The organism is Brevundimonas sp. UBA7534, from assembly GCF_002479325.1.
Taxonomy (GTDB): domain Bacteria; phylum Pseudomonadota; class Alphaproteobacteria; order Caulobacterales; family Caulobacteraceae; genus Brevundimonas.
On sequence record NZ_DLMO01000069.1, the window covers coordinates 1 to 208 of the forward strand.

The following is a 208-nucleotide window of genomic DNA, read 5'->3' on the forward strand; positions in this document are numbered from 1 at the left end:
AAAAGATTCGCAGCTTCTTCCTCACCTACGGCCAGGGCGAAGGCCCCGAGGCCGAGCGTCAGCGCCAGGTGCTGGCGGGCCTGAACTATTCGATGTTCCGCGCCGCCGACGACAGCTACCTGGACCCCGTGCGCGAGATGGTCGCCGACCAGAAGCTGGGCGAAGCCCGCGCCAAGAACGATCAGGCCGGCGTCGCCGCCGCCGAGCG

At 68.8% G+C, this 208-nt stretch carries 1 pseudogene; it reads left to right on the top strand.

The annotated features are described in order from the left end of the window. A pseudogene (locus B2U11_RS05235) lies at positions 1-208 on the top strand (phosphate/phosphite/phosphonate ABC transporter substrate-binding protein); the annotation flags it as partial.